17 protein-coding genes, 1 pseudogene and 1 riboswitch are annotated in these 25,491 nt (G+C 47.0%); of the genes and pseudogenes, 17 read left to right on the top strand and 1 reads right to left on the bottom strand.

All coding sequences use genetic code 11. The annotated features are described in order from the left end of the window. Positions 1–699 precede the first annotated feature (699 nt). Positions 700–1,938, bottom strand: coding sequence for an MltF family protein (locus ST42_RS08630; RefSeq protein ID WP_044073199.1), 1,239 nt, complete (start codon positions 1,936–1,938; stop codon positions 700–702). Between the two features lie 243 nt (positions 1,939–2,181). On the opposite strand from ST42_RS08630, the gene hisC reads away from it, so the two are divergent. The 17 genes and pseudogenes from hisC to ST42_RS08545 all read left to right on the top strand — a co-directional run bounded on the left by hisC (position 2,182) and on the right by ST42_RS08545 (position 25,488). Then, complete coding sequence (hisC, locus tag ST42_RS08625; RefSeq protein WP_044073197.1) at positions 2,182–3,231, top strand: histidinol-phosphate transaminase; 1,050 nt, start codon at positions 2,182–2,184, stop codon at positions 3,229–3,231. An 80-nt stretch (positions 3,232–3,311) separates the two neighbouring features. Beyond that, positions 3,312–3,611 carry a DUF4491 family protein gene (locus ST42_RS08620; RefSeq protein ID WP_022317264.1) on the top strand — a complete coding sequence of 100 codons (300 nt, stop codon included), beginning with the start codon at positions 3,312–3,314 and terminating at the stop codon, positions 3,609–3,611. An 80-nt stretch (positions 3,612–3,691) separates the two neighbouring features. After that, complete coding sequence (rlmH, locus tag ST42_RS08615; RefSeq protein ID WP_044073196.1) at positions 3,692–4,162, top strand: 23S rRNA (pseudouridine(1915)-N(3))-methyltransferase RlmH; 471 nt, start codon at positions 3,692–3,694, stop codon at positions 4,160–4,162. 190 nt (positions 4,163–4,352) lie between these two features. After that, positions 4,353–5,225, top strand: a complete 873-nt coding sequence (locus tag ST42_RS08610) for a sigma-70 family RNA polymerase sigma factor (RefSeq protein WP_022317266.1) — start codon at positions 4,353–4,355, stop codon at positions 5,223–5,225. Positions 5,226–5,650: 425 nt separating this feature from the next. Next, positions 5,651–7,411, top strand: a complete 1,761-nt coding sequence (lysS, locus tag ST42_RS08605) for a lysine--tRNA ligase (RefSeq protein WP_022317267.1) — start codon at positions 5,651–5,653, stop codon at positions 7,409–7,411. 78 nt (positions 7,412–7,489) lie between these two features. Then, positions 7,490–8,485, top strand: coding sequence for an NAD(P)H-dependent glycerol-3-phosphate dehydrogenase (locus ST42_RS08600; RefSeq protein WP_044073219.1), 996 nt, complete (start codon positions 7,490–7,492; stop codon positions 8,483–8,485). A 28-nt stretch (positions 8,486–8,513) separates the two neighbouring features. Continuing rightward, positions 8,514–9,872 carry a glucose-6-phosphate isomerase gene (locus tag ST42_RS08595; protein ID WP_044073195.1) on the top strand — a complete coding sequence of 453 codons (1,359 nt, stop codon included), beginning with the start codon at positions 8,514–8,516 and terminating at the stop codon, positions 9,870–9,872. A gap of 234 nt (positions 9,873–10,106) precedes the next feature. Next, positions 10,107–10,302: riboswitch (cobalamin riboswitch) on the top strand. Between the two features lie 36 nt (positions 10,303–10,338). Next, positions 10,339–12,504: a TonB-dependent receptor plug domain-containing protein gene (locus ST42_RS08590; protein WP_052488290.1), complete on the top strand. Its 2,166-nt coding sequence runs from the start codon at positions 10,339–10,341 to the stop codon at positions 12,502–12,504. Continuing rightward, positions 12,491–13,570 carry a sirohydrochlorin cobaltochelatase gene (locus ST42_RS08585; RefSeq protein ID WP_022317271.1) on the top strand — a complete coding sequence of 360 codons (1,080 nt, stop codon included), beginning with the start codon at positions 12,491–12,493 and terminating at the stop codon, positions 13,568–13,570. Before ST42_RS08590 ends, ST42_RS08585 begins: the two co-directional genes overlap by 14 nt. A gap of 89 nt (positions 13,571–13,659) precedes the next feature. Then, positions 13,660–14,799 carry an ABC transporter substrate-binding protein gene (locus ST42_RS08580; RefSeq protein ID WP_082032794.1) on the top strand — a complete coding sequence of 380 codons (1,140 nt, stop codon included), beginning with the start codon at positions 13,660–13,662 and terminating at the stop codon, positions 14,797–14,799. A 48-nt stretch (positions 14,800–14,847) separates the two neighbouring features. Further along, positions 14,848–16,926, top strand: a complete 2,079-nt coding sequence (locus ST42_RS08575; protein WP_052488289.1) for a TonB-dependent receptor plug domain-containing protein — start codon at positions 14,848–14,850, stop codon at positions 16,924–16,926. Position 16,927: 1 nt separating this feature from the next. Further along, the gene (gene cobJ / locus ST42_RS08570; RefSeq protein ID WP_044073194.1) at positions 16,928–18,328 is read left to right on the top strand and encodes a precorrin-3B C(17)-methyltransferase; all 1,401 of its coding nucleotides are present in this window, start codon (positions 16,928–16,930) and stop codon (positions 18,326–18,328) included. 22 nt (positions 18,329–18,350) lie between these two features. After that, positions 18,351–19,520, top strand: coding sequence for a bifunctional cobalt-precorrin-7 (C(5))-methyltransferase/cobalt-precorrin-6B (C(15))-methyltransferase (locus ST42_RS08565; RefSeq protein WP_044064550.1), 1,170 nt, complete (start codon positions 18,351–18,353; stop codon positions 19,518–19,520). A 38-nt stretch (positions 19,521–19,558) separates the two neighbouring features. Then, positions 19,559–21,382 (top strand): precorrin-4 C(11)-methyltransferase, encoded by a 1,824-nt coding sequence (gene cobM / locus ST42_RS08560; protein ID WP_231556985.1) that lies wholly within the window; start codon positions 19,559–19,561, stop codon positions 21,380–21,382. Then, positions 21,379–23,151: a cobalt-precorrin-5B (C(1))-methyltransferase CbiD gene (gene cbiD, locus ST42_RS08555; protein WP_044073192.1), complete on the top strand. Its 1,773-nt coding sequence runs from the start codon at positions 21,379–21,381 to the stop codon at positions 23,149–23,151. The genes cobM and cbiD overlap by 4 nt, the downstream gene beginning before the upstream one ends. Continuing rightward, positions 23,133–24,176 carry an iron ABC transporter permease gene (locus tag ST42_RS08550; protein ID WP_022317278.1) on the top strand — a complete coding sequence of 348 codons (1,044 nt, stop codon included), beginning with the start codon at positions 23,133–23,135 and terminating at the stop codon, positions 24,174–24,176. Before cbiD ends, ST42_RS08550 begins: the two co-directional genes overlap by 19 nt. 20 nt (positions 24,177–24,196) lie before the next feature. After that, positions 24,197–25,488, top strand: a pseudogene (locus ST42_RS08545) (cobyrinate a,c-diamide synthase). Positions 25,489–25,491: the final 3 nt, after the last annotated feature.

The following is a 25,491-nucleotide window of genomic DNA, read 5'->3' as shown; positions in this document are numbered from 1 at the left end:
ACTGATAATAAGGCTACAGATAATCAGATAGCCAATGGTAACTGTCCCTCCCCTACGGGGGAGGCCAGGTGGGGGCTGTATACATTCTCCGACAAGCAGACTAAGGCAAACGTCACAACTCTGTTCTTGTAAATCTTACAAATACTATGACATGAGGCATGGCAAGTGTGGACTTCAAAGAAAAGACAAGAGAAAGAGGGAAAAGGAAGGAAAAGAGTCTCAAGAGTCTCAAGAGTCTCACAGTCTCACAGTCTCATATAACCAATAAATAATGTAATAAAAAAGATAATACATTGATATATAATAACTTATACAAAATACCGGATTTCACGTGAGACTGTGAGACTCTGAGACTCTTGAGACTCTTTTGTAAAGACTTTTCAAACAACTATACATTTCCGACAAGTTGGATACGGCAGACTCCCTCCCCTGTTCTTGAAATCATACAACTACACGACGACGTGGTGAGCCGCGACAAGATTATATTCCGCAGACGAAATTTTAAACCAAAAAAAACGGTCATCAGGACGTTTACTTTATTTTTATGACCGATTGGGGGGGGGTAAATCTACTCTTTATTGACAGCAGCAAATCGAAAGATGCTTGTTGCCGAAACAGGCGACATACAAACGTAAAAACACCGAAAACGAGGGCGCAAACAGCCGGTTTGCGAGTCACAAACCGCCTGTTTGCAACAGGCTATATGTGATATTTGTATTTCTTTGTAGCCCTGCGGGGAGTCATCACACCGCCTGCATCGTAGGAACCGCTGGAAATCCCCTCCACAGAAGGCCCCGTATATTTGCATCCGCGATACTGGGCATAGCGCTTGCGGATGCGATAAACATAGTCTACAGTCTCCCACCCTCGCATATAGCCATATCTCACCACAGGATCGTTATAGAATTCCGGCTGCTGAAGCTTCAGCACGTATGGTGCCACATCATTCCATCTCGACGGATTGCCGCCATGCTTCCGGGCAAGCGCCATGGCGTCTTTCACGTGGTTCGCACCGCCATTGTATGCTGCGAGTACGAAGCACTGGCGCTCCTCGGCAGAACGCACGTTGCTGAAGACAGACGACAGTTCGGCAAGAAGGCGCACAGCAGCCTCAATGCTCCTCTCCGGGTCGTGCATGTCGCTACGGGCGAGACCTATATGATCTGCCGTGGAAGGCATTATCTGCATCAGTCCGCAGGCTCCAGCCCACGACCTGGCATTGGGGTCGAAGCACGACTCCTGATAACATTGTGCCGCCAACAGCCGCCAGTCCCACCGCGCCACGGGGGCATAGCGGCGGAAAAGCGGGTCATATTTAGAGATTACGCCATTTTCGCGCGACAGGAACGGAGCATAGACATGACGCGAAACGCTACGCGAAGACAACAGAAACCGCTCCTCCTTCTTTATGTCGGCAAGCATCTTGGGCTTATACCAGCCGTCAAGGGCTTTCGCCAATCCGCCGTTGCCCTTGGCCACCGCCCATTGCATGCCATCAGAATAGGCACCGCAGAACTTCAGTCCGCCACCCTGCTTCATGCCCTTAGGCAACATACACATTATAAGGTCGGCACTACCCTGCCTCACCCTCTCGGCAAGCTCCGCCGTGTCTTTGCACACCTCCACACGAAGGGCAACACCAAGCTGCTGGGCGAACTTCTCACAAAGCAGATACTGGGTGCCGAAGCCCCTGCCGTGGTATTCGAAATATGTCTGCGGACCGCTTAGCGTCACCACTATCAGTTCGCCGTTGCTCACTATCTCCGAGATGCTGCAAAAGCCTCCAGCCGACACGGAGTCTGTCATCACCTCGCCCCAGGGAGTGACGATAGACTTGTCTGCCGCCTTGTCTCTGCAAGAAACGGCAAGCATGAGAACAGGCAAAAGCATGATGATGAAAAGCAAATGGCCATTACGGCAACGAAAATATCTTGTCATGAATTGTTTTTAATTACGGGTAAATATCGTTCCGGCACAACAGCATGCAGAACAAATAGCCCACAAAGATAGCTATTTCCTTGCAAATATATCACAAAATGACTAAATTTGCGGTATGATAAAGAAAAAGATTGCCTTCGCAACCGAAACCACCAGATGCCACGAAGCGCATTCAAGCCACGTTTCGAATGAAGACAATCATGACAACCATATCACAACAAAGATTTAAAGAAACCGCACAACATGAAGCGACTCAACGAATTAGTACGTCAAAACATATTAAGACTCGAGCCATACGGACATGAAAGAAGCTCAAACGGCAACAAGACCGGATTGGTGCTTCTCGATGCCAACGAGAATCCTTACAACACCCCGTATAACAGATATCCCGAAATACGACAGACGGAGCTGAAGAGGGCAATCGCAAAGATGAAGAAGCTGCCAGCCGAATGCATACTCCTGAGCAATGGAGCAGACGAAGCCGCAGACATCATATACAGATGTTTCGCCGAACCTGGCAGAGACAATGTTGTGGCGATAGAACCGACATGCAGGATGTATGAAAGGCTTGCCGAGATAAACAACGTGGAATACAGAAAGGCGGCACTCGACGAGAATTTCCAGCTTTCTGCCGAGAGAGTACTCGCAGCATGCGACGGAAACACAAAGATCATTTGGCTCTGCTCACCCAACGACCCGACGGGCAACGAACTGCAGAGAGAAGAAATCGTGAAGATCATAAACGGATTCGAAGGACTTGTGGTTGTTGACGAGGCTTATTCAGACTTCTCAAGCGCCACGCCTCTGAGGCACGAACTATACAAATATCCTAACCTGATAGTGCTTGACACCTTCAGCAACTCATGGGGATGCGCAGGACTACGGCTTGGTGCCGCCTTCGCCTTTCCGGAAATCATCGACATATTAAATAAGGTGAGAAATCCCTACAACGTCAACACGCTGACCCAGGAAAGCGTGTCCAAGCTCCTCGACAGACAATACGACGTGGAGAAATGGGTGAACATACTGTTGGCGGAGCGCGAAAGGATGGTTGAAGCCTTCAGACTGCTGCCTTCGTGCAAGAAGGTTTATCCGACAGAGACGAACTTCTTCCTTGCCCAGATGACCGACGCCAAAAAAGTGTACGACCACCTCAAGGGAAACAGCATATTGGTGAAGAGCATGGCAGGCGTGCCGCTGTGTGAAGACTGCCTGAGAATCACCGTAGGCAGCAAGTCGGAAAACAGCGAACTGCTCGCCGCACTAAGACTCCTGAAGACGGAAGAAGAATAAACAAGTCCATAACCTAACGGAAGACAGGCCGTACATTCCTTGCCTGTTCTCCAATTATTCAAAAAAATCAATATAAACAAATGTTTTTCACAGGTATCATAATAGCCGTAATGGCATTGGCGATAATAGGCGTGTTCCACCCCATAGTGATAAAGACGGAATACTACACCGGAGTAAGATACTGGTGGGTGTTCATGCTCCTCGGACTCCTGTGTCTGGCGGCAGCGCTTTTCGTAGAAGACATTATCGGGTCGGCAGCGCTGGGACTTGCCGGGGCGTCATTCCTATGGTCTATCCTCGAACTCTTCGAACAGAGAGAAAGAGTGAGAAAAGGATGGTTTCCGATGAACCCAAAGCGAAAAGACGAATACGACAAATAGAAAGCGCAGCCTCTCGTTGCGCATACAGGCATTGCCACGCTTCATCATGAAACCGAAAGACAGGACAAAGAACAGAGGAAATGAAGACAAAACTTTTAGTCGTGGGAAAGACCAACGACAAGAACATAACGAAAGGGATTGACGACTATGTGGGAAGAGTGAAGCATTACATGCCTTTCGACATAGATGTAATCCCCGAACTCAAAAACACGAAAAGCCTCACACAGAGCAACCAGAAGGAGATGGAAGCGGAACAGATTCTCAAGAGGCTGCAACCGTCAGACACCGTGGTGCTGCTCGACGAACACGGCAAGGAATACAGAAGCATAGAGTTTGCCAGATGGATAGAGAAGCAGCAGCAGACTGCACGGAGCCTCGTGTTCATAATCGGCGGACCGTACGGCTTTGCCGACTCCGTATACGAGAGAAGCGACGCCAAGCTGTCGCTCTCAAAAATGACTTTCTCACACCAGATGATACGCCTGCTCTTCGTGGAGCAGATATACAGGGCGTGCACAATCATAAAAGGCGAACCGTATCATCACGAATGAAGACAATCAAACATGAATGCCTGTCACCATTACGGCTTTTCAGAAGAACAAACACACGTAAGTGTTAAAGTTTTGTTAAAACCATTGACACGGGAGGATATTTTTAGTACCTTTGCATCGTTTTTTCAGGAAAACAATATTAAAGTATTAATAATCAGCTACTTATAAGGTTTTAAAGAAAATATCAGGCATGAGACAACTAAAAATTCAGAAAAGTATTACCAACCGTTCCAGTGAAGCACTCGACAAATACCTCGTTGAGATAGGTCGTGCGCCGTTGATTTCCATCGACGAGGAGATTGAACTCGCACAGAAAATCAAGAAAGGCGGACGTGAGGGCGAAAGAGCAAAGAACAAGTTGGTGACAGCCAATCTTAGATTTGTCGTATCTGTTGCCAAGCAATATCAGCATCAGGGCCTTACTCTGACCGACCTTATAGACGAAGGCAACATCGGACTCATCAAGGCAGCACAGAAATTCGATGAGACCAGAGGCTTCAAGTTCATCTCCTACGCCGTGTGGTGGATCCGCCAAAGCATCCTTCAGGCAATAGCAGAGCAGAGCCGCATCGTGAGACTCCCGCTGAACCAGGTGGGTTCGCTCAACAAGATAAACCATGAGATCAACAAGTTTGAGCAGGAAAACCAGCGTCATCCTTCAGTTTCCGAGCTCTCTGAAGTAACGAAGCTCGACGAAGAGAAGATCGGACAGTCGCTTGCTGCCGACGGTCACCACGTGAGCATCGACGCCCCATTCCAGGACGGTGAAGACAACTGTATGCTCGACGTGATGCCTAGTGGAGAGGACAGCAGGACCGACCGCGTGGTAGACCACGAATCCATGGCCCTTGAGCTTAATTCCGTATTGAGCAAGGTGCTCAAAGAGAGAGAGATAACCATCATCCGCGAATGCTTCGGTATAGGATGTCAGGAAAAGGGCCTTGAGGAAATAGGCGACCAGCTCGGTCTTACACGTGAGCGCGTGAGACAGATCAGAGAGAAGAGCATCGCCAAGCTGCGCGACAGCGGCAACGCCAAGATCCTCATCAAATATCTGGGCTGATGCCCACCCCTATGTTGGGGAAGAAATGAGACAAAAGACGGGAAGCAATTCCCCATAGCAGACAATATATGCGTCTTGCCACAGACATGATTCATACATCATGGCGGCATGACGCATTTTTCTTTCCCACTTACTTTATTTGAACCCAAACCGACGGTTACGGTTTGCATGGATTCCGTATTTCTTGAAGAGTAGATTTTGTCTGGCTTCTAATGAGTATTAGCAAGTTGTTGAGAATAAAAAATCACAAAACGCAAGGCTTTTAATAATAAATTTATTAACTTTGCAAAATCAAGCATTAAGGTATAGGAGTTCAGCAAGTTTCCGAACTTGCTTACAGGCAGACAAGATGCAGGTTGGTCACTTGTCAACTGATGTCCGAAATGCCTTTTCAACGTAAAAAGAAAATTACAAGATAATATAATATGAACATTCTAGAATTGAGCGAACAAGAGATTGTACGCCGCCAGAGCTTGCAGACGCTACGCGATATGGGCATCGACCCATATCCTGCCGCAGAGTTTCCAACAAACGCTTTCAGTACTGACATAAGATCTGAGTTCAAAGACGAGGACGAACCACGCCAAGTGATGATAGCGGGCCGACTGATGGGCCGCAGAGTCATGGGAAAGGCATCCTTCGCTGAGATACAAGACTCCAAAGGAAGAATACAGGTGTATGTTTCACGCGACGAGATCTGTCACGGCGACAACAAGGACCTTTATAATGTAGTATTCAAAAAGCTCATGGACATCGGTGACTTCATCGGTGTCAAAGGATTCGTATTCCGCACACAGACAGGCGAGATTTCAGTTCACGCACAGGAGCTGACCCTGCTCTCGAAAAGTCTGAAGCCGCTGCCTATCGTGAAATACAAGGACGGAGTGGCATACGACAAATTCGACGATCCGGAACTTCGCTACAGACAGAGATATGTAGACCTCGTTGTGAACGACGGAGTGAAGGACACTTTCCTGAAACGCGCCACGGTGTTGCGCACGCTGAGAAAAGTGCTCGACGAAGCCGGCTACACGGAGGTGGAGACCCCTACCCTGCAGAGTATCGCAGGTGGTGCGTCGGCAAGACCGTTCATCACTCATTTCAACGCCCTCGACCAGGATATGTATATGCGTATTGCCACAGAGCTGTATCTGAAGAGGCTTATAGTAGGCGGTTTTGAAGGTGTTTATGAAATCGGAAAGAACTTCAGGAACGAGGGAATGGACCGCAACCACAATCCAGAGTTCACATGTATGGAGCTCTACGTGCAATACAAGGACTACAACTGGATGATGGCATTCACAGAGAAACTCCTCGAGACAATCTGTATAGCAGTGAACGGTTCGCCTGAAAGGGAAATAGACGGCAAGATGGTGAGCTTCAAGGCTCCATACCGCCGCCTGCCTATCCTTGACGCCATCAAGGAGAAAACAGGTTTCGACTGCAACGGAAAGACAGAAGAGGAAATCCGTGCGTTCTGCCTTGAAAAGGGAATGGAAGTCGACGAGACATTCGGCAAGGGAAAACTCATCGACGAACTCTTCGGAGAGTTCTGCGAAGGAACATTCATCCAGCCTACATTCATCACAGACTATCCGGTGGAAATGTCTCCGCTGACAAAGATGCACCGTTCGAAGCCTGGTCTTACAGAGCGCTTCGAGCTGATGGTAAACGGCAAGGAGCTTGCCAACGCATACTCTGAGCTCAACGATCCAATCGACCAGGAGAACCGTTTCGTAGACCAGATGAAGCTTGCCGACAAGGGCGATGACGAGGCAATGATCATTGACAAGGATTTCCTGCGTGCGCTGCAATACGGCATGCCTCCTACCAGCGGTATCGGCATCGGCATAGACCGCCTCGTAATGCTCATGACGGGAAAGACTTACATCCAGGAAGTGTTGTTCTTTCCACAGATGAAGCCGGAAAAGAAAATGCCGCAAAGCACCATAAACGAATGGGAAGAAATCGGAGTGTCGGAAAATTGGGCTTACGTAATGCGTAAGGCCGGATTCAACCTCATCTCAGACATCAAGGGCGAAAAGGCACAAGGTCTCCAGCAGAAAATAGGAGAAATAAACAAGAAATACAAATTGGGCTACGAAAAGCCGTCTCTCGACGAAGTGCAGAACTGGATTGACAAAGCCAATCCTTCGGCTGAAGCAAATGCTTCGACAGAATCTTAATAATTCATATCTCCAGATATGTCCGGACGACAAAGAACAATGGGTCCGGACATATCTCACCCAAACAAATTTGACAGAATGTTTAACTGTGGTAAAATTGCAATAATTGGCGGAGGTAGCTGGGCTACGGCTATTGCAAAGATTGTTGTGGAAAAAACCCACCACATTGGATGGTACATCCGCAGAGATGACCGCATTGACGAATTTCGCCGATTAGGACACAACCCGTCTTATCTGATGGGAGTTAGATTTAATGTAGATGAGATTTGTTTCTCTTCAGACATCAACGAGATTGTAGAAAAATACGATACGCTGGTGTTTGTAACACCATCACCATACCTGAAAAACCACCTGAAGAAGCTCAAGACAAACATTTCAAACAAATTCATCGTCACAGCCATAAAAGGTATCGTACCCGATGAAAACCTGGTATGCTCAGAATACTTCCACAACGTATTCGACGTGCCGGAAGAAAACATCGCTTGCCTTGGAGGACCGTCGCACGCCGAAGAGGTAGCACTCGAAAGGTTGTCGTATCTGACCGTGGGATGCTGCGACGAGGAAAAAGCCCAGGCATTCACAGACATACTGGTGAACGACTATATCAAGACGAAGACAAGCCTCGATGTAGTCGGAATAGAATATGCTTCCGTATTGAAAAACGTATATGCAATAGCGTCGGGAATATGCAGCGGACTGAAATTCGGCGACAATTTCCAGTCGGTACTCATATCTAATGCCGTGCAGGAAATGTCAAGATTCCTGACTGCCGTACACCCTATCAAGCGTTGCGTATATGACTCCGTCTATCTTGGCGACCTTCTCGTCACGGCATACAGCAACTTCTCGCGCAACCGCACATTCGGAACGATGATAGGCAAAGGATATAGCGTGAAAAGCGCACAGATAGAGATGGAGATGATAGCCGAAGGATATTTCGGAACGAAATGCATGAAAGAGATAAACAGACACATGCATGTGAACATGCCGATTCTGGATGCTGTATACAACATCTTGTACGAACGCATAAGTCCGCAGATTGAAATAAAGCTGCTGACAGATTCTTTCAGATAAAGAAGACAAACATAAATCACAAACGAATATGGAAAAAATAAAATTGAACACAAAAAAAGCCGAACAGTTTCTGAAAGCAGGAGCTGTGGAAGGTTTTGAAGAAAAAGTCAAGAAAGCTCAAGAGGCATTGGAGAATGCCACATGTGAAGGAAACGATTTTCTGGGCTGGCTCCATCTGCCATCAGAAATTTCTGCAGACTTCATCGCTGAGCTCCAGCAATGTGCAGACACCCTACGCAGCAACTGCGAGGCAATCGTAGTGGCAGGTATCGGCGGAAGCTACCTTGGCGCAAAAGCCGTAATCGAAGCTCTGAGCAACTCTTTCCAGTGGCTCGTCAACGACGGCAGCAACCCTACAATACTTTTTGCAGGAAACAATATCGGCGAGGATTATCTTTCCGAACTGACAGCATATCTGAAAGGCAAGAAATTCGGCGTAATAAACATATCCAAGTCTGGCACGACTACTGAAACAGCACTCACTTTCAGACTGCTCAAGAAGCAATGTGAGGAACAGCGCGGAAAGGAAGAAGCAAAGAAGGTAATCGTGGCTATTACTGACGCCAAGAAGGGTGCTGCCCGTGCAGCAGCCACAAAAGAAGGCTACAAGACATTCGTGATTCCTGACAACGTCGGCGGACGCTTCTCAGTACTCACTCCAGTAGGACTCCTACCTATCGCATGCGCAGGATTCGACATCAAGAAACTCGTAGAGGGTGCGGTGGAAATGGAAAAAGCCTGTGATATCAACGTGCCGTTCGCAGAAAACCCTGCAGCACAATACGCTGCCGTAAGAAACGGACTCTATCAAGAGGCTGGAAAGAAAATCGAGATAATGGTGAACTATCAGCCGAAGCTCCATTTCTTCTCAGAGTGGTGGAAGCAGCTCTATGGCGAAAGCGAAGGAAAAGAAGGCAAAGGAATCTTCCCCGCTTCCTGCGATTTCACAACAGACCTCCATTCTATGGGACAATGGATACAGGAAGGCGAGCGCACTATCTATGAAACCGTTATCAGCATAGAGAAGCCTAACCGTGAATTGCTCTTCCCTAACGACGAAGACAATCTGGACGGTTTGAACTTCCTTGCAGGAAAACGAGTGGACGAAGTGAACAAGATGGCTGAACTCGGAACAAGACTCGCTCATATCGACGGAGGAGTGCCAAACATACATATCAGCGTTCCGAAACTTGACGAATACTACATCGGTCAGCTGATATACTTCTTCGAGAAGGCTTGCGGAATAAGCGGACTGCTTCTCGAAGTAAACCCATTCAACCAGCCTGGCGTGGAAGCATACAAGCGCAACATGTTTGCTTTGCTCGACAAACCTGGCTATGAAGAAGACAGCAAGGCTATCAAAAAACGTTTGGCTGAAGAGGCTTAAACTTGAAAGCAAAATACATTATATATATAAGGCAAATGTCAGACATGGCATTTGCCTTATTTTTTGCAGCATCCAGACATGTTGCCAGATAGGGAAAAGACAAGAAGAGAAGGAAAACATTATTATATTGTGGACAGACTTTTACTCGAAAAAACTTTGTGAAAATTTGTTTATCAAACAAATTAAATGTACCTTTGCAATTGATATGGTAACAGAAGCAAAGGGATCACAATAATTTCAAAGCTGTGATTTACGATGCTGACGTGCAAGGGAATCAGGTGAAAGACCTGAACTGTTCCTGCAGCTGTAATCCACATTATGGAGCTAACATCAGAAAGCCACTGACATGAAACAAAAGGGTTTCAAGTATTGTCGGGAAGGCGTTGGCTCTGTGGAAAGTCAGAATACCTGCCAGATCACAACTCGTAGATAACATGCTCCCAGGATAGGAGAAGATAATCTAATTATGCAAAAGAATAAAATCATATTAATGGCTATTGCCGCAGGTGCTTATAGCATCAGCACCAATGCCCAGAACAGCAAAGATAATATTGCTGGCGACAAGACGCTGCAAGAGGTTGTCGTGACCGCTACCGGTACCGGCCACCTGCTGAAGGATGTGCCTGTGCAGACAGAAGTCATCTCGCACAAGATGATAGAGAGTTATGGAGGTAAATCCCTGGAAGACATCCTTGAAGGGCTTACGGCCTCGTTTGCCTTCAACGAAGGCGACATGGGCAGCAAAGCACAGCTTGGAGGACTCGGAAACAACTATATACTGATTCTCATCAACGGCAAAAGGCTACATGGAGACAACGGAGGCGAAAACGACCTCGGACTGATCGACCCGAACAATATTGAGAGAATAGAAATAGTAAAAGGTGCCCAATCTGCTCTCTATGGTTCTGATGCCATGGCTGGAGTGATAAACATCATAACAAAGAAACACGACACGCAAGGTCTGCTTCTAGAAAACACAACTCGCTACAGTCGTTTCAACGACATCAGACAACGCAATGGATTGGGGCTGAGAATAAGCAAAGTGCAGTCGTATACCAGCTTCCAGCTGCAACACAACGATGGATGGCAAAACACTTCAAAAGAATTTGCAGAAGGCCACGTAGTACCTGATTCAAGAAACAAGACAACAAACAAATTCACGAACTGGCAGATCAGCGAAAGACTGACATATAATCCGACAAAGAATCTTGAACTGTATGCCGACGGGTATTTCTACAAGAAATCCATCAACAGACCCACTAACGGCAACTATGCCTCATGCGACGTCTACACATACGACCTGCTCTATCGCAACGCTTCTGCAGCGATAGGCGGTAAACTGTTTACAAACAAAGACAAGAAGGACTATATATCGATTGACGTGGACTGGAACAAGCATGCCTACTATTACCACTATACAAGCAAGACATACGAAGATGCCTATATAGACGGCAAACTGGAACACGGAGTGCCCTTCTATCCAGGCAAAGAGCGTCTGCAAGCCGACCAGCAACGCGTGATGGCTATGCTGAAAGGCGTTTTCCATCTGCCTTATGCAAACACCTTGAATGTTGGAGCCGAATACAGATACGACTATCTTAAAGCCCCAATGAGGACTGCAAACGGTAGCGCTGACGACAACACGGGAGCTATATATGCACAAGACGAATTCAACATCATTCCATGGCTGAACATAACGGCAGGAGCAAGACTCGTGGACAATTCAAGATTCGGATTCCACTTCACGCCTAAAGTGAGTACGATGGCCAGTCTTGGCGACTTCCGACTGCGTCTGGGATGGAGTCAGGGATTCAAGGCGCCAACTGTTAAAGAACTGTATTACAGATATTTGCACGTGATGGGTTCGACCACTTTCTTCAATATGGGAAACACGTCGCTCAAACCACAGACAAGCAACTACTTCAGCGCTGGACTCGAATACAGGAACGAGAGATTCACTGCTTCTGTAACCGGTTACTTTAATAAACTGGAAGACATGATAGCACTTGTCAACGTTCCGGTAGACGAGTTGCCAAAGGACGTGACGACCGGTTATCTTGGGGACGGCAGCGGAAAGGTAACGGCAAGACGTTACAAAAACATGGAAAACGCCAAGACTTATGGCATAGACGTCAACCTGTCGTATAATATATACAAGGATCTGAGCATCGTCGGAAACTACAGTTACCTCGACACTCAAGCCAACATGTATGACACAGACCACGACAGGATGAAAAAGGCCGTGATAGACGGTATGGCACACAACAAGTGGAATGCATCGTTGGTTTACGGACACAGATTCTCTACGTTATACCGATTTGGAGCCAGCCTCTCCACACGCGGCAGCAGCAAACGCTACTACGAAAACAACGGAAACGGCAAACACTATCAGATATGGCGAATCAACACCACGCATGATTTCGGAAAGGCAGGGGCTGAGATGTCGTATAAGGTAGAGTTGGGAGTGGACAATATCTTCAACTACAAAGACACCACGATGCGTCCATACCATCTCGGAACAAACAATGGCGGCACAAGCATATATGCCTCATTCGCCATAAAGTTCAACAAAGGAAAGAAGATTTTCAACCATAATTATAAACAAAACAAAAAACAAGATGAAGAAGATTAAAATCTTTCTGATGATGTTGCTCGCTGTATTGAGCTTTACAGCTTGCGACGATGATGATGACTCTAAGCAGAGCATCATCTCTGAGTATTCCATGAACGACCAGCAGGTGGCTGCACAGAAAGCCAAGTCGGGCAAAGACAAAGCCGTGCTGCTCGTAGCCTTCGGTTCTACTTGGACAAATGCCTTCGCCGCTTTTGATGACACGAAAAAGGCTTATGAGGATGCTTTCCCAGATGCAGACGTTTACTTCTGCTTCTCTTCTGACATCTGCATCAACCGTGCCAGTGCTGGAGAACATGGCGAGTCACGCAACTATTATGAGCCACGTTATTTGCTCCACGCCATCGGTGCTGCAAAGTACAAGACTGTTTACGTGCAGAGCCTCCAGGTTATCCCTGGAGAGGAGTTCGCAAATGTTGTTGCTGCCGTAAAGAAATTCGCCAACAACGGTTATGTAAAGGATGCACACCTCGATGACGAATATCTGAAGACCGTAGAGATCCACCTCGGTATGCCTTTGCTCAACGACCTTGACGAGGTTGACGACGTGGCAAAACTGCTCAATGACCTCTATCAAGACGAGGCGGCACAGGGCGTTGTTGCTTTTATGGGTCACGGAAACCCTGACAACTACGACTCTTTCAAGGCAAACATCCGCTACACACAGCTTGAAAAGGCCCTGCAGACTTACAGCAAGAACTACTACGTAGGTACTGTTGACATGAAGGACAACTACAAGCAGAATGTAATGGCACGTATGCAGAACAACAACATCACTTCTGGCAAGGTTTATCTCCACGCTCTGATGTCTATAGCCGGTGACCACGCACACAACGATATGGCTGGCGAGGGAAACGACTATTGGGACGCAAGTGAGCCGACAAGTGAAGACAACAGCTGGTTTGAGTTCTTCAACCACAATGGCTTCACATCTGTAGTTCCTCAGACCAACGGCAACCCACTCGGACTCCTGGAGTTGCCTACTATCCGCCAGATATGGATAAACCATACGAAGAATGCTGAGCTTCTTGAAGACGCTTACCATTCAATGTATCCAGAGGAATAATAATCAATCATAGAACCGGTTTATATATAACAGGGACGCGGAACAACATGCATGTTCTGCGTACCTGTTTTTACCGTTTATTTAGACACATGAAAATTTTATATTATTTTGCAGTAATAATGACTATGCTCATTTCTTGCGCCACAGCTCAGGACGGCAAGAAAGAGCTTGTTGCAGACAGCCTGTACCACGACCAGGACTCTGTACTTTCACACATTGAAGACTATAGCGACACGATAGAGATAAAATATGCCAAAGGACTGAAAGTAGAATACAAACCCGACGGCATACATGTCACTATAACAAACCCTGACCCTGCTGCCAAAGCAAGCAAGCCTCAACACATCACAATCAGAAAATCTTCTTCACGCTTTATATGCACCACGGCTTTACAACTCGGAAATTTTGAAGTACTCGGTCTGGAAGACAAAATCGTCGGAATCAATTCTCTACGACATATCTTCTCACTCAGGATGCTTGACCAACTTGAAAGCGGAAAGACAGCTGAGATAGGGAAAGAAGGAAACTTCGACCTTGAAACCGTGATGCGCACAAAACCTGACTTTATCCTCGTGAGCGCAAGCAAATATGGAGGGTTTGAAGCTCTGAAAGAATGTGGCATTCCACTTATCTTCCATCACGGATACAAAGAAACTAACCCACTGGGACAGGCTGAATGGATAAAGCTCGTTGGCATCCTCACAGGAGAAACGAAAAGGGCTAATGCCGTTTTCGCTGACATCGAGAAAAAATACAACACTCTGAAGGAAGAAGTGGAAAAGGCAACCTCTGACAACAAGAAACTCCCAACCGTGATAAGCGGCAGACAGCTTCGAGACGGATGGTATATCGTGGGCGGCAGAAGCTATATGGCACAACTGTTCAGAGATGCAGGTGCAGACTATATAATGAAAGACAACAAGGAGTCTGGTGGCATTGCCCTCGACTTCGAATCTGTTTATGCCAAAGGAATTCATGCTGACTTCTGGCAGACGGATGGTTCGTCGAAAGGCAATTTCTCATTGAAAGAACTTGCAAACGAAGATGCCAGATATGCCACTATGGACGCTTTCAAGAACAAGAGGGTAATCTTCTGCGACTTGAGCCAGACGCCTTACAGAGAGCTTGGCGGAGTGCAGCCACACTTCTTGCTCGCAGACTTCGTGAAAGCTTTCCATCCGGAAATACTGCCAAGCTATATTCCTAAATACTATAAACTAATAAAGTAACAATCAATTAAACAATCAATTATACAACTTGAAAAAAGCAAGATATTTATGAATCGCCTTATATTTTTACCCTTTGCCCTGACTATACCAAGCATTGCATCAGCACAGAATGACAAAGTTCGCGAGAATATACTCAATCCTGTTATCGTAACAGGTACAGGCACCTATAGAAAGGCAGAAAACTCACCCGTTGAAGTGAAGGTAATCTCGGCAAAAGAACTGAAAAATGCCAATGTGACAAGTCTTCAGGAAGCCTTGGCCAAACTCACATCAAACATAACCACCTATACAAACGGAATGGGCACCACTGTGAATTTCAACGGAATAAGCGACGCATACATGCTGATTCTCGTAAACGGCAAGAGAATGTCGGGCGACGACAGATGGAACCGTATCAGCATTGACAACATCAAGCGCATAGAAATCCTGTCGGGAGCAGCAAGCGCCCTTTATGGAAGCAATGCCATAGCCGGAGTGATAAACGTAATCACAGACGATGGCAAAAACAACCTTGAGGTGACAAGTAGCACAAAAGTTATGAACAAAGGCAGATTCGACCAGGATATCAACGTGGATATAACAAAGGGAAAATTCTCAAGCCACACAAGCTATAACCACCGTCAGGCTGACAACTGGCAAGTGAACAGATATCAGGAATTCAAGGAAGGCGACGAATCCGTATTGAAGCTTACCGGCAGACCGATGTCTACGGCTTTCAAGTCTGACAACATCAGCGAGAGGCTTGAATGGAGATTCAATGACGAAATCGACATCTACCTATCCGGCAACCTATATGGTCACAAAACCGGACGCGACAGAAACGCTACATACTACACACAGAAAGCAACTACCGACAAGACTACGGGGGACAAGACTTATACTTATACTTCAAAGCAAGCCTACACCTACGATATAAAACACAGGACATACAACTTGGGAGCTGGTGCAAGATGGGTGCCAAACAGAAATGTGCATCTCTACTTTGACGTATACATGGACAACTTCAAGTCGGCTTATGACTACTGGCAAACGGCAACCAAAGAAGCTTACGACGAAACACGCAAGAACACACAGTATATAAACGAGACCATAAAAGGTATTTTCAGGCTCAACAACTGGAACAAGCTATCGGCTGGCATAGAGATGGAACAGGAAAACCTGAAGAGCGCCTCTGACAATATTGACAAGGAGAGCACATATACATACAACCTGTTCGCACAGGATGAAATCCGCATTGTCAAAGGTCTGGAAGCTGTTGTGGGACTGAGATATACCTACAACAAGCACTTCGGAAGCAATGTGACTCCAAATGCGGCCCTCTTCTATCACATCGCCGGATTCAGAGCCAGAGTAAGCTATGCTGAAGGCTACCGTACCCCTACCCTCTCCCAGCTTTATGCTACCGACCAGACTAAGACATCTGCCCGATACACAATCAACAACACCATGCTGAAGCCCGAAAAGAACAGATTCTGGAATGCCAACCTGGAATATGCCAACAAGTGGTTCAGCCTGAGCGTCAGCGGATTCCTCAACAATATCCGCAACATGATAAACTACCGCACCATGACACAGGCTGAGATTGAAGCCAGTGAGAAACTGACGGCACTCTATAATGAAGGCTGGACAACTATACGTCAACGCGACAATATAGACAAAGCCACCATAAAGGGAATATCAACAAACTTAAAGCTTCTTCTCCCATATGGATTCTCTGCTTCTGCAGGCTATACATTCTGCGATACCAAGGCAAAAAGCGTGACGCTTGACAAAAAGACACAACAATATAAGATGTCAGAAACTCCAGTGGACAAGAGCGTGAAAAATGTTGTAAATGTATCTGCCGCATGGGACAAAAGCTGGGGTTCATATCATCTAAACACCCATGTCAACGGTCACATACAGGGCAAAAGATACTCAAATACATATGGTTACGCTCCTGAATATCAGCAATGGGACATTGTTACGCGGCACACTTTCAGCCTGAAACAATTTACCATAACACCAGGTGTAGGCATAGACAATATCTTCAACAAGCGTGACACATCTTACTGGAATTCTAATTTCTCTACAATAAATCCTGGAAGATCCGTTATATTGAGTGTAACTTTAAAATTCAAAGACTGATATGAGAATATATGTGGCAGGCATCGGACCTGGCAGTGCGGAAGATATAACTCCCGCACTTCAACAGGCCGTAGCAGACAGTAACGTAGTTGTAGGATACAAATATTACTTCCAGTTCATCGAGAAGTTCATATCCGACGATACAGTCTGCATAGACACCGGAATGAAAAAAGAACGTCAACGTGCCGAGATGGCCTTTGAATATGCCGAGAAGGGGAATACCGTGTGTGTGGTTTCCAGCGGCGATGCCGGCATATATGGCATGGCTCCTCTCATTTATGAGATGAAGCGTGAGAAGGAATCCAAAGTGGAAATCGTCTCAATACCCGGCATCAGCGCATTCCAGAAAGCAGCCTCCCTCCTCGGAGCTCCGATGGGACATGACTTCTGCGTAATATCTATGAGCGACCTCATGACGCCCTGGCATGTGATAGAGAAAAGAATTGTTGCTGCAGCGGAAGCTGACTTCATCACTGCCGTATATAACCCTAAAAGCAACGGCAGATACTGGCAGTTGTACCGTCTGAAAGAACTGTTTCTCAAATATAGAAGCGAGGACAATATCGTAGGATACGTGAGACAAGCAGGACGTGAGGAACAAAGTGTAAAGATCACAACGCTGAAGGATTTCAATCCTGAGGATATAGATATGTTTACAGTGGTAATAATTGGCAACAGCCAGTCTTACAACTGGAACGGATCGTTCATCACCCCACGTGGCTATTACCGCAAAGACAAGGAGGATGAAGATTGCAAAGTGGGGCAAAGCATAATGATAAAGTCTTTCCGAACTATCAGAAATGAACTGAAGAACCGGGACATCCCTACATGGAAACTATGGCCACTCCTTCATGCCATTCATACTACGGCAGACTTCGATATGGAAAACCTGTTGTGGATGGACAACGAAGCCACAGCAAAGATTTACGACAAGGTAAAAAGCAGAGAAATAAAGGTTATTGTTACAGATGTCTCTATGGTAGCATCCGGCATACGCAAGGGAGCACTGGAGCGACTTGGAATAGAAACCGTATGCTACATCAATGACTCCCGCGCCATAGAAATGGCCAAAGAAAAAAACATAACCCGCGCTCAGGCCGGGATGCGGCTTGCTTCACAAGAGCATCCCAACGCCCTATATGCCTTCGGCAATGCTCCTACAGCACTGCTGGAACTCTGTTCGCTGGTAAGAAAACAAATTTGCAGACCTGCAGGAATAGTGGGAGCACCTGTCGGATTCGTACATGTTGAGGAAAGCAAACACGCAGCCAAGGCTCTCACCGGTATACCTAAAATCATAATTGACGGAAGAAAGGGCGGAAGTAATCTTGCAGCAACGCTCATAAACAGCATTCTGACATTCGACGATGCAGAACAATTGAGACCGGGCAGAGACGTATAACCCTATTATAAGTAGTGAAGACATGAATAAATGTTATATTATAGGACTCTCCGACAGCCACAGACTTTGCCTCACACCAGAGGTCATGAAAATCATATCCGCAGGAAGAGTCTTCTCCGGTGGTATGCGCCATCATGAAATCATAGCCAGCATGTTGCCCACCAGATACGTATGGATAAACATTACCATACCAATTACCGACGTACTGGAAAAATACAAGCACCATGATGAACTGGTAATTTTCGCCTCAGGCGACCCCCTGTTCTATGGTTTCGCCAATACCGTAAAGAGGTCTTTTCCTGAAGTACAAATGAAAGTGTTTCCCACATTCAACTCTCTTCAGCTACTTGCACACAAACTGAATCTCGCTTATAATGACATGTACACGGCATCGCTTACCGGCAGACCGTGGGACCGGTTAGACGAAGCCCTCATACGCGGAGAACGTCTCATTGGCTGTCTCACCGACAAGAACAAGACTCCACATGAGATATGGCAAAGAATGCACACCTATGGCTACGACAACTACGAAATGTATGTGGGTGAAAACCTTGGCAATGAAGAAAAAGAGAACTTTGGACAATACGACCCTGCCAAAGGTTACTCTACCCCTAATTGCATAATATTGGAACAAAGAAAACTCATACGCCAGAATATCGGCATCCCAGACGAAGCCTTCCACTTGCTGGATGGCCGCAGCAGGATGATAACTAAAATGCCCGTACGTATGGCATCTTTGTCGGCCCTTCAGTTGGCTGAAAAGAAATCCTTCTGGGATATAGGATTCTGTACTGGTAGCGTGAGCATTGAGGCCAAGCTCGCCTATCCTCATCTGAAGGTCACGGCATTCGAAATACGCGACGAGGGAAAGGAACTCATGCTTGCAAACTCCAGGAAATTCCATGCCCCTGGCATTGACGCAAGGATAGGCGACTTCTGCAATATGGACATAAGCGACTGCCCCCTGCCCGACGCCGTATTCATCGGCGGTTATGGAGGCAAGATGAAAGAAGTACTTATAAAAGTAAAAAATGTCTTGTCTCACTCTGGTTGCATAGTTTTCAATTCTGTCAGCGAAACAAGCAAAGACTCTTTCTTCAGCATTACGAGAGAGTTAGGCATGACAACAGAAATACTACACACGATAACTGTTGACGGCAACAACCCTATTACAATAATGAGAGCGATATGAGCTCCTGTGTTGTAGAACACAATACGTTTGAAAGCAATATGATAAAATACGAGACAATAAACGATGCAGGCAGACGTCTTGCAGACAAAATACGAAAAGGAAACTTGTGCTTTGATGGTGAGGCGATAGTCTTCATCGGAGCATTGGGCATCTGCGTGAGAAAAATACTTCCCATTGTCAAAGACAAACACACCGACCCCGCAGTAGTATGTGTAGACTCAACAGGGAAATACGTAATTCCTGTTTTGAGCGGACACGTGGGCGGTGCCAACGGCCTTGCCCGAGAAATAGCGAAAGTTATAAATGCTGAGGCTATTATAACCACCCAGAGCGACAATACCGGTCTGTGGTCTCTCGACACCATAGCCAAGCGCTTCGGATGGCAAATCACCAAAATGACAAATGAGGAAATGAATAAAGTCATCGCTACATTTGTCAACAAATGCCCAACCGCCCTCGTGTGTGAAGTGGATGACGAAGGAACAAGATATTTGAAATCCTCATGCCCGACACATGTCACAGTCTACGACAGCTATAATGACTATTTGTCAGATGGCAATTCTAACGACAAGACTACCGGTAATGACAAATGGAATAAAGAATTGCTGATCTTGGTGTCTCCACACAGATATGACATAAGCAGAGTGAAACATATCCAGTATTGTCCGCAATGCCTCAATCTCGGCATTGGTTGCCAGAAAGACGCTCCCACTGGTATTGCCAACGAAATATTGTCGAATGTCCGCAATGAAGGCTATGCTATGGAGAGCATACGAACTGTCTCAACCATAACATTGAAGAAAGACGAGGCTGCATTGAAGAAACTCCAAGCCCTATTGCCATGGGCCGAACTGAATATCTATCCTGCCGAGACTCTTTGCCAGATAGAGGTTCCGAACCCTTCCGACAAGGTATTTGAAGTGACAGGCTGCCTTGGTGTTGCTGAGGCTTCCGCATTGGCTGCAAGCAGAAACGGCAGTTTGGTGGTGGAGAAACAGAAAGGTAGTGTGTCTGCCGGCGACAAGACGTTTTTCTATACATGGGCTCTTGGTGAAGACGAATTTGCATGCCACAAACCAGACATGAACAATAGCCTTGACAACGGACACATAGAAATAGTGGGGGCTGGTCCAGGCGACCCTGATCTTATAAGCGTGCGCGGCAGGAAATTCCTCGAGCAGGCAGATCTTATCCTTTATGCAGGAAGTCTTGTACCCAAGGAACTGACATACTGTGCCAAAGCGGGAGCCACAGTACGCTCATCTGCAGGAATGGACCTTGAGGAGCAATTCCACCTGATGAAGAAATTCTATGACGAAGGAAAACTCATAGTGCGTCTCCATACAGGCGACCCTTGTATCTATGGTGCCATACAGGAACAGATGGCATATTTCGACGAATACGGTATGCACTACCACATCACTCCTGGTATCAGCAGTTTTCTTGCTGCCGCTGCAGAACTCAGAAGCCAGTTCACAATCCCGGAAAAATGTCAGACTATCATCCTGACCCGTGGCGAAGGACGTACTCCAATGCCCGACAAAGAGAAGCTCCATCTCTTGGCAGAACATCAATCCACTATGTGTATATTCCTCAGTGCCAGCATTGTAGACGAAGTGATGAAAGAACTCCTCGATGGTGGTTATCCTCCCGAAACGCCTGTTGCGGCATGCTATAAATTAACATGGAAAGAGCAGCGCATTTATCGTGGCCAACTGAAAGACCTGTCCAAGATTCTCAAGGACAACAACCTTACTCTCACAACAATGATAGTTGTAGGAGAGGCTATCGACAATCGTAATGGTCTGAGCAAACTCTACGACGGACATTTCACTCATCTATTCAGAAAGGGTAAAGAATGATACTTATCTTTGGCGGCACAACAGAAGGCCGCATCGCTGTGGAGGTATGCGAAGAAGCAGGAAAGCCATTCTACTACTCCACAAGAAGCAAGCTGCAAGAAGTGGAGATGCACAACGGCGTGCGTCTCTCTGGAAGCATGTCCGCCCCTGAGATAAAGTCATTCTGCCACGACAATAATATCGGCTGCATCATCGACGCTGCCCACCCCTTTGCCGAAAACCTGCACAAGGCGATTGAAGAAGCAGGCATTCCTGTAATAAGGGTTGAACGTTCTTTCCCACGCCACGCCATCGGTGTGACATATTGCCATAGCTATGAAGAAGCTATCAGTAGACTCGAAGCTGACGACATCAACTGTCTGCTGGCGTTGAGTGGAGTAAACACTATCAGTAAGTTGGAAGCTTATTGGCGGAAACATACAACTTTCTTCCGAATCCTCGACAGACAGGAGAGTCTTGACAAAGCGGAGGTCTCAGGTTTTCCAAGTGAGCATCTGGTAATGTATAACGAAAACCTTGAGATACCATCAGCCGAAGCTGAAAAGGCCATGATGAAGCGCATTGGCTGCGATGCCATACTGACCAAGGAAAGCGGATTGTCCGGAGGATTCGACGCAAAGATAGAGGCAGCACAAAAACTAGGGCTGAAAATCTACGTAATCGAGCATCCTGCACTTCCCGGCGATTGGGTTTACGTAACAGGAAAATACGGACTAAGACGAAGCATCGAACAGATGATGCCCGATTTCTTTCCACTGAAAACAGGTCTCACTACCGGTGCCTGCGCCACAGCTGCTACAAAAGCAGCACTTCTCTCCCTCTTGTTTGATGATGACGACGAGGAAGTTTCCTTCTCTCTTCCTGATGGTGAAATACTCACTATCCCCGTTGAACACAACGCCAAAGGAATTGCCACCGTCACAAAAGACTTCAGCGACGATCCGGATGTGACAAGAGGCTGTAGAATAACATCTCGCATCTCTTGCCCTGTCAGACAACAGGATACAGGCAATCCAACGATGAGCCGACAACAGATAAGGTTTCTTCATGGCAGTGGCGTTGGCACCGTCACTCTTCCTGGCTTGGGCATCCCTATCGGCGAACCTGCCGTGAACCCAACGCCCCGTAAAATGATTATAAATGAAATAAGCCGTATCACGAACATGGACGTTGATGTAACGATAAGCGTGGAGAACGGAGAGGAAATAGCCAAACATACTTTCAATCCGAGGGTAGGTGTGGTTGGTGGCATTAGCATCTTAGGCACATCAGGCATTGTCCACCCTCTTTCCAACGATGCCTTCATACGAAGCATACGCCGCGAACTGGAAGTGGCATGGGCCATGGGGCGACGAGAGATCGGACTCGTTGCCGGAATGAAAAGCGAAAAGGCATTGAGGGAAGAAAGGGACATACGCTGCATACACTACGGCAATTTCATTGGCGAGGCGCTGAAAGCTGCCTATGATATTGGATTCAGGCGTGCAACTCTCGCCATCATGATAGGAAAAGCAGTGAAATTGGCGGATGGAAACCTAGACACTCACTCACACAAAGTGGTTATGAACAAAGATTTCCTTATCTCCACCGCCAAGCAACTCGGCATAGACCCATCTCCCATCAGCCACATAACAATGGCAAGGGAGCTATGGAACATCATGCCAGCCTGTTTTTTCGAAAGGATAAAATCTCTCTGCCATGAAAACACCAAGACTGTTTTCCCGCAAGGAGAAATAAAAATAAAACTGATATGCGACACTCTACAATGATGACATTGCTCATACTGGGCATCATAGTTCTGGCTATGCTGAATCTGGCTGTAGGCTCAGTAGCCATTCCCGTAAACGCTGTATTGACAATCCTCAATCCCTTCAGCGACAAGGCCCTGCAAGGAGCGAATGCTGAGGTGTGGACAAATATCATAATATACACGCGATTGCCTCAAACCATTACAGCCATGGCCTGTGGCGCAGGCTTGTCTGTAGCCGGACTTGAGATGCAGACCGTCTTCCGCAATCCCCTTGCCGGACCTTCCGTACTGGGCATTTCCAGTGCTGCAAGTCTTGGTGTAGCTTTCGTTGTATTGCTAAGCGGAGCCATCGGCGGCACAGCCCTGTCGAGTTTCGGCATTATCGGCAACACAGCCATAACCATTGCCGCCATTTTCGGTGCCATGCTCGTGATGTCGCTGATAGTCTTTCTCTCCCATAAGGTGGAAGGCAACGTCACTCTGCTCATCACCGGTGTACTCATAGGCTATATTGCCACAGCCATCATCGGAGTGCTCAAATATTTCTCAAGCGAGGAAGATATACGAGCCTACGTAATCTGGGGGCTCGGTTCCTTCTCCCGCGTCACAGGCGGACAGGTATATGTATTCACCGGTCTCACCGCTTTTCTCCTGCCATTTGTCATGCTACTCGCAAAGCCACTGAACATCTTGCTCTTGGGTGACCTCTATGCCACGAATCTCGGTCTCAATGTCAAACGGGCACGAATGCTTACTATTGCCTCCGCCGGCACTCTCACCGCTATCGTTACCGCCTATTGTGGTCCTATAATGTTCCTCGGTCTTGCCGTGCCTCACATATGCCGCGGTCTTTTCAACACCACCGACCACAATATATTGCTGCCAGCCAACGTGCTTTGCGGAGCGGCATTGGCTCTGCTTTGCAACTTCATTGCCCGAATGCCAGGCTTCGAAGGAGCACTTCCGATTAACTCAGTCACATCGCTCATCGGAGCACCGATAGCATTGTCTATCCTACTGAAAAAGAAAAGAAACCTGATCTGACAAACATAAACATAGCGACAATGAAATCATTCCTCATAGGAGCCGCCACATCAAACAGCGGCAAAACGACATTCACAATGGGACTGCTGCGTGCTCTCACCCAACGAGGACTCTGCGTGCAGCCTTTCAAATGCGGCCCTGACTATATCGACACCATCTTCCACCATATGGCGTCAGGCAACGAGAGCCTTAACCTCGACACCTTCATGGCCTCTGCCCAACATGTAAGAAAAATATTCTCGGATTATTCACAAAATGCCGACGTTGCAATAGCAGAAGGCGTGATGGGACTCTTCGACGGCTACGACGGTTTTCACGGCAGCAGCGCCGAGATTGCCATCATGCTCCATCTTCCTGTCATCCTCATCGTCAACGCAAAGTCGATGGCCTACAGCGTGGCACCGCTGATCTATGGTTTCAAGAATTTCAACAAGAATCTTCAGATTGCCGGAGTGGTGTTCAACAACGTAGGGTCTGAAAATCATTTCCGGTTTCTGAAATCTGCCTGCAACGACGCCGGAGTGGAATGCTTTGGCTATATGGCCAAGAACAGCGAACTGACAATCCCAGGCAGGCATCTTGGGCTTACAATATCCGAAAGACAGGAAATGAACCGCATCATAGAAGCTGCCGCCAAAGAAATAGAAAAGCATGTAGACATTGACAAAATCCTTGAATCATGAGAATCCTGATAGCAAAAGACGAGGCTTTCAACTTCATATATCGTGCCAACATCGACTCGCTCCGCACAATGGGCGAAGTCAGGTTTTTCTCACCTCTTCACGACAGTCATCTGCCTTCGTGCGATATTCTCTATCTGCCAGGAGGCTACCCCGAACTATATCTCGACGACATCTCGGGAAATTCTGAAATGATGGCAGAAATCAAGGCCTATGCCGAAAACGGAGGCAGGATATTTGCAGAATGTGGAGGTTTCATGTACCTGTGCCACGATATTGACAACATTCCGATGTGCGGTGTCTTCCCTTTCAGCGCCTCGATGCGCGACGCCCGCCTGCATCTGGGCTACAGACAGATGTATCTGACAATCGATGGCAGGAACCAATGCATAAGAGGACATGAATTCCATTATTCCGACATCAATGATGACGTTACACTGACAGACGAGACCTCTCACAACAAGAGCTTTTACAATGGGGAAATACACAAAGAATGCATACAGCTTTCTGCAAAAAACACCAAGACCACCACGGCTCTATACAGATATAAAAATGTAGTAGCAGGCTACACCCACTGGTATTGGGCAGAGACTGGATTCCCCTTCTTCAAAATTTCAACAATCAGACTATAACAT

This window comes from Prevotella pectinovora (genome assembly GCF_000834015.1).
GTDB classification, from domain to species: domain Bacteria; phylum Bacteroidota; class Bacteroidia; order Bacteroidales; family Bacteroidaceae; genus Prevotella; species Prevotella pectinovora.
This window is presented reverse-complemented; position numbering and strand designations above follow the sequence as displayed.

What these genes read in the sequence shown, in the direction of transcription:
- cobJ (WP_044073194.1), top strand. Translation starts at nt 16,928, where the DNA reads ATGAGAATATATGTGGCAGGCATCGGACCTGGCAGTGCGGAAGATATA.
- ST42_RS08595 (WP_044073195.1), top strand. Translation starts at nt 8,514, where the DNA reads ATGGAAAAAATAAAATTGAACACAAAAAAAGCCGAACAGTTTCTGAAA.
- ST42_RS08590 (WP_052488290.1), top strand. Translation starts at nt 10,339, where the DNA reads ATGCAAAAGAATAAAATCATATTAATGGCTATTGCCGCAGGTGCTTAT.
- ST42_RS08575 (WP_052488289.1), top strand. Translation starts at nt 14,848, where the DNA reads ATGAATCGCCTTATATTTTTACCCTTTGCCCTGACTATACCAAGCATT.
- ST42_RS08610 (WP_022317266.1), top strand. Translation starts at nt 4,353, where the DNA reads ATGAGACAACTAAAAATTCAGAAAAGTATTACCAACCGTTCCAGTGAA.
- ST42_RS08600 (WP_044073219.1), top strand. Translation starts at nt 7,490, where the DNA reads ATGTTTAACTGTGGTAAAATTGCAATAATTGGCGGAGGTAGCTGGGCT.
- ST42_RS08585 (WP_022317271.1), top strand. Translation starts at nt 12,491, where the DNA reads ATGAAGAAGATTAAAATCTTTCTGATGATGTTGCTCGCTGTATTGAGC.
- ST42_RS08620 (WP_022317264.1), top strand. Translation starts at nt 3,312, where the DNA reads ATGTTTTTCACAGGTATCATAATAGCCGTAATGGCATTGGCGATAATA.
- rlmH (WP_044073196.1), top strand. Translation starts at nt 3,692, where the DNA reads ATGAAGACAAAACTTTTAGTCGTGGGAAAGACCAACGACAAGAACATA.
- ST42_RS08565 (WP_044064550.1), top strand. Translation starts at nt 18,351, where the DNA reads ATGAATAAATGTTATATTATAGGACTCTCCGACAGCCACAGACTTTGC.
- ST42_RS08630 (WP_044073199.1), bottom strand. Translation starts at nt 1,938, where the DNA reads ATGACAAGATATTTTCGTTGCCGTAATGGCCATTTGCTTTTCATCATC.
- hisC (WP_044073197.1), top strand. Translation starts at nt 2,182, where the DNA reads ATGAAGCGACTCAACGAATTAGTACGTCAAAACATATTAAGACTCGAG.
- ST42_RS08550 (WP_022317278.1), top strand. Translation starts at nt 23,133, where the DNA reads ATGCGACACTCTACAATGATGACATTGCTCATACTGGGCATCATAGTT.
- lysS (WP_022317267.1), top strand. Translation starts at nt 5,651, where the DNA reads ATGAACATTCTAGAATTGAGCGAACAAGAGATTGTACGCCGCCAGAGC.
- ST42_RS08580 (WP_082032794.1), top strand. Translation starts at nt 13,660, where the DNA reads ATGAAAATTTTATATTATTTTGCAGTAATAATGACTATGCTCATTTCT.
- cbiD (WP_044073192.1), top strand. Translation starts at nt 21,379, where the DNA reads ATGATACTTATCTTTGGCGGCACAACAGAAGGCCGCATCGCTGTGGAG.
- cobM (WP_231556985.1), top strand. Translation starts at nt 19,559, where the DNA reads ATGATAAAATACGAGACAATAAACGATGCAGGCAGACGTCTTGCAGAC.